3 protein-coding genes are annotated in these 4,066 nt (G+C 60.0%); 2 read left to right on the plus strand and 1 reads right to left on the minus strand.

From position 1 onward, the window contains the following. Positions 1-129: 129 nt before the first annotated feature. Positions 130-999 (plus strand): Abi family protein, encoded by an 870-nt coding sequence (locus ALA01S_RS33785; protein WP_157119412.1) that lies wholly within the window; start codon positions 130-132, stop codon positions 997-999. A gap of 458 nt (positions 1,000-1,457) precedes the next feature. Here ALA01S_RS33785 and ALA01S_RS30290 read toward each other — a convergent pair whose 3' ends face one another. Beyond that, positions 1,458-2,540, minus strand: a complete 1,083-nt coding sequence (locus tag ALA01S_RS30290) for an IS5 family transposase (RefSeq protein WP_066343380.1) — start codon at positions 2,538-2,540, stop codon at positions 1,458-1,460. 326 nt (positions 2,541-2,866) lie between these two features. Here ALA01S_RS30290 and ALA01S_RS30295 point away from each other — a divergent pair, with 326 nt between their 5' ends. Next, on the plus strand, positions 2,867-3,802 hold the full coding sequence (locus ALA01S_RS30295) for a YozE family protein (RefSeq protein ID WP_066343382.1): 936 nt from the start codon (positions 2,867-2,869) through the stop codon (positions 3,800-3,802). Positions 3,803-4,066: the final 264 nt, after the last annotated feature.

Here is a 4,066-nt window from a genome sequence, read left to right on the forward strand (position 1 = left end):
TTGGGGGGGGGGGTGGCGACAGGTAAACCTGAAGCCGGTACTCAGTGTCGATGCAAAGTGCAGAGGGCTTTACTGAGCAAGTGAGGCCAGTGTAGCGGGTATGCTTTCGCCTGTCAACATGGAGGACAGATGTGGCAAACGCTGCTTGAGCACTGCTCAGAAGACCGCTTGAACAAATACCTAGACAAGGTAGCGGAGGATCAGTTAGCAGCTGAATTCTTGTACGTCGCTAACCAGAAGGTTTCAGAAAGCCTGTACCAGCTGATCTCGGTTCTTGAAGTTTCTTTAAGGAATCGGGTGCATACAAAACTTCACGATAAATTTGGGAGAACCGACTGGTGGACGCATAGCGACCTGAACATACACGCTTTTCAGGGAAGCCTTGACAGGGTGGACCGCGCAAAGTCGAAACTGTTCCATCGAATTGATTCGATCACCAAGAAGCACCAAGTCAAGGCAGGTCAAATTGTTGCGGAAGTAAGCTTCAATTTTTGGACCGATCTTTTCTCGGAGGGCCTGCAGGCAGTACTTTGGAAAGACCTCATGGATTGCTTTCCTCATCTCCCTCAGGAAGCTCGAAAGAGGCGTAAGGTCGCAAAACCTCTGGATAACCTCGCAAAACTTCGCAATCGGGTAATGCACCACGAGCCCATACTGTTCGATGAAACAGTGCTCCCTAGTATGCATACGAAGGGAACGGAACTGGTCAGTTGGATGTCGCCAGAAATGGTCTCCTGGTTGGCAAAAAGGGATAGATTTCCGGCGGTCTGGAGGGAATATCAGGAGCCCCTAGCCCAAATGCATGTTTGGCTTAGAGCTCGCGCAGAACTAAAGCAAGCCAGAGAAGCGGGGAAGGCGGGGAAAGACTTGAAGCCGTTCTACCAAGCCGTCGAGGCAGCGAAGAACACGTTCGACGAACTCGCCAACCAGTACCTCTTGAACGCCAAAACTGCGGAAACTGCCCCACAAGTCAGCAAGCAGGCTTCGGTTCCGGTCTAAACCGCTGGGGAAGGTCCCTTTGTCGCCTTCAAGCTGCGGCTGGGGGCCTGCTGCATCCAGGCTAACCGCTCGGGGCCGTGGCCTCTTCCGACTGGCCGAAAGACTCGTTCCGTACGGAAGTCATCGCAGCGTGCGGCCCGAACCGGCAGCATGTCGAGCGCCACAGCTTCGATTGCTTCGAGAGTCCGGCATTCGTTGACATGATCAACAAGACGGGCCGGAAGTCCATCGTCTTCGCTCGCATCACCACGGACCTCTGCGCTATGCAGCCCGCGCTTACTACACAGGCTAGCAGGCTGTTGAAGTACCGGTTGCTGGACCGGCTACGGCCACTCTCGATATCGCCATGTGCAATTTCGAGCAGTTCGGGAAGGCCCATGGCGGGCAATTCGGCCTACCAGGCGTCATTCAGGCCTTGCCAGGCGGCCCGGCGGACCTTTTGTTGCCGTGCGCCCGGCTCATGGACGGACTTCTGCCAAACCGCGCAGCCGCGTGAGGTTGTAGGCCGCCATGGTCAGCGTGAAGACTTGGTCCACCTTGGCCAAGCCGCGCACCATCACCTGGCGTATTGGCCCGACGGACTTTCCCCAGCCGAAGCACTGCTCGATGCATTTCCTCTTGATCTGGCTGATCTCGTAGCCAGCGTGCCGCGTGGTGCGGGCGTCGATGGCGCTGCCGCCATTGCGCTTGAGGTTCTGGGCCACGTGCGGGGTGACGTTGAGGGCACGGCATTCCTTGACGAAGCCGCGTGTGTCATAGGCCTTGTCGGCGCCCACGGTGATGCGCTGCGTGTCGCTGCGTACGTCGCCCAGCATCACGGCTGCGGCGGCGCGCTCGGCCTTGCCGTCGGCCTGGGTGGTATGCACGTCGACTACCAGGCCGTGCCGGTTATCGGTCAGGACATGGCCCAGGTAGCTCAGCAGCGCCGGCGCCGCGTTGCTCTTGCGGTACAGGCGCGAGTCGGGGTCCGTCTTCGATTCGTGCGTGTCGTTGCTACGTTTTTCGCCGTGCCAGTTCTCGGGCGGCCGGTCATCGTCGTTGCCGTCCTTGCGCCGGATGCTCTTGTGCCCGGCCCAGGCCTGGATGAGCGTGCCGTCCACGCTGAAGTGCTCGCCCGACAGCAGCCCGCGGGCCTTGGCCATCTCCACCGTGGCGTTGAACAACTGCGTCACGGCCTCGTGCTCGATGAGGCGGTCGCGGTTCTTGCTGAATACGGAGTGATTCCAGACCGGGTCATCGATCGACAGGCCCACGAACCAGCGAAACAAGAGGTTGTAGGTGACCTGTTCCATGAGCTGGCGCTCGCTGCGAATGCTGTAAAGCACCTGCAGCAGCATCGCTCGCATGAGCTTCTCCGGCGCGATGCTCGGGCGCCCGCCCTTGATGTCGGCCTCGTACATCGCCGAGAAGCGCTCGTCCATCTTGGCCAGCGCCTCGTTGATCCAGGTGCGAATGGGACGCAGCGGGTGCGACGCCGGTACAAAGTCTTCAAGCTTCACCGTCGTGAACAGGCTCTCGCTGTAGCTGTCGGCTCCCCGCATCGTCGTTCTTCTCATGGTTCCCAGCGTCAATGGTCGCTCAACCGCTATTCGCCTTGGCTGAGGTACTTCAACAGCCTGCTAGAGGCTTCAACGTGTAGGTCGTCGTGGACGCCAGCGCGTGCTTCCGTAGCAGACTGAACAGGTCGTCCCGATGCGGCGCTGGTACACTTTTAACCTGCGCCGCACGCCGGCCAGCCCGCCCACAAGGCGAAGTCGTATCGACAGCGTGAGTTTCATCAAATACGAGACCTGCCTTGACCATCCAATGGTCGCCGCTGGCTTGGTGTGTGGGCGCATCGAAGCTGCCGCGACCGCGGAGTCAAGACATGGCTACTTCGTTCCTGCCTGCCCAACTCGACCGCTTCCGCCGTGAAGCCAAAAAGCTCAGCCGCGAGCTTTCCATCTCCCACAACGAAGCGCTAGATCGCGTTGCGGTCAAGAACGGCTTCCCCAACTGGTCCTTGCTGGCGAAACACAGCAACAGGGCCAGCTCTCCTCCCGTCGGGCCGCAAGTGACCCTGCCGCAGCTAGGCAATTGTGTCCGGTACTACCTCCACGGAGACATTCGGGAGAGTGATCCCACCAAGTGCTTCTGCGCGAGGTGTGACACCTTCGAGCCCTTCACTCATCTGCTGCCGGTCAGCTATCACACCGATGGCAAAGATGGTGAGCGGTTCCTCCGAGATCTGGCGAGCTGGGACGGGCTGTCCACCGAACAGAAGAAGTACGAGTTCCGGCCTGCTGATGCCCCAAACATCGTTGCAGCGTCGGCGTTGGCCGCGCGCGCTGCCCGGGAAGCTGCGCGCTCGCCGTTCCACCGCTGGCTGGACGGTCAACGTGACCGCAACGATCCTGTGGGAGACCTGGCTGCAGAGATCCGGCGAGATGCTTCATTCCCTATTGCTCTGGCCACCAAGCGTGAGCTGGAGAAGCACCTTAAACGCTACGGGTCCCATGTCATCAAGGCATTCCGTCAGGCGTGGCACGAGTTCAATGGCGGGGAGCGTTTGGAATGGACCCTGGCGGACGCCTTGGCCGAAGAGCTCAAGATCACGCGGGACGAGGCTGAGGAGCTGGTGGACACTGAGCCGCTGGAACTGACTGGGCACAGCGGAGACGGCGCCTATGGCTACGAGTTCGATTTCACTGACCATGCGTCGCCAAAGCTGGCCGCGAAGCTAATGCGAAAGCGTCGCTCCTTGACGCTCAGGGTCGGGCCCTGGTTCTTCGACGGCATCCGGCACCCGGACTTTCCCCGCTGACACCGTCTTCGCATTGACCGACAGGGCTAGCGGCATGCGTCGGCGCGTCCTCGGGCGCACCGATGGCTCGGGCGTAATGGCAGCGCCACTCGGTGCGATGTGGCACTGCCCTGAAAGCCCGTTGCTATTGCAACGGCATTGCCGTTGAGGAACGACTTGCCATAAACCGGCCACAGGCAAGGCAAGGCAAGGCAAGGCAAGGCAAGGCAAGGCAAGGCAAGGCAAGGCAAGGCAAGGCAAGGCAAGGCAAGGCAAGGCAAGGAA

It is taken from the genome of Azohydromonas lata NBRC 102462 (assembly GCF_001571085.1).
Taxonomy (GTDB): domain Bacteria; phylum Pseudomonadota; class Gammaproteobacteria; order Burkholderiales; family Burkholderiaceae_C; genus Azohydromonas; species Azohydromonas lata.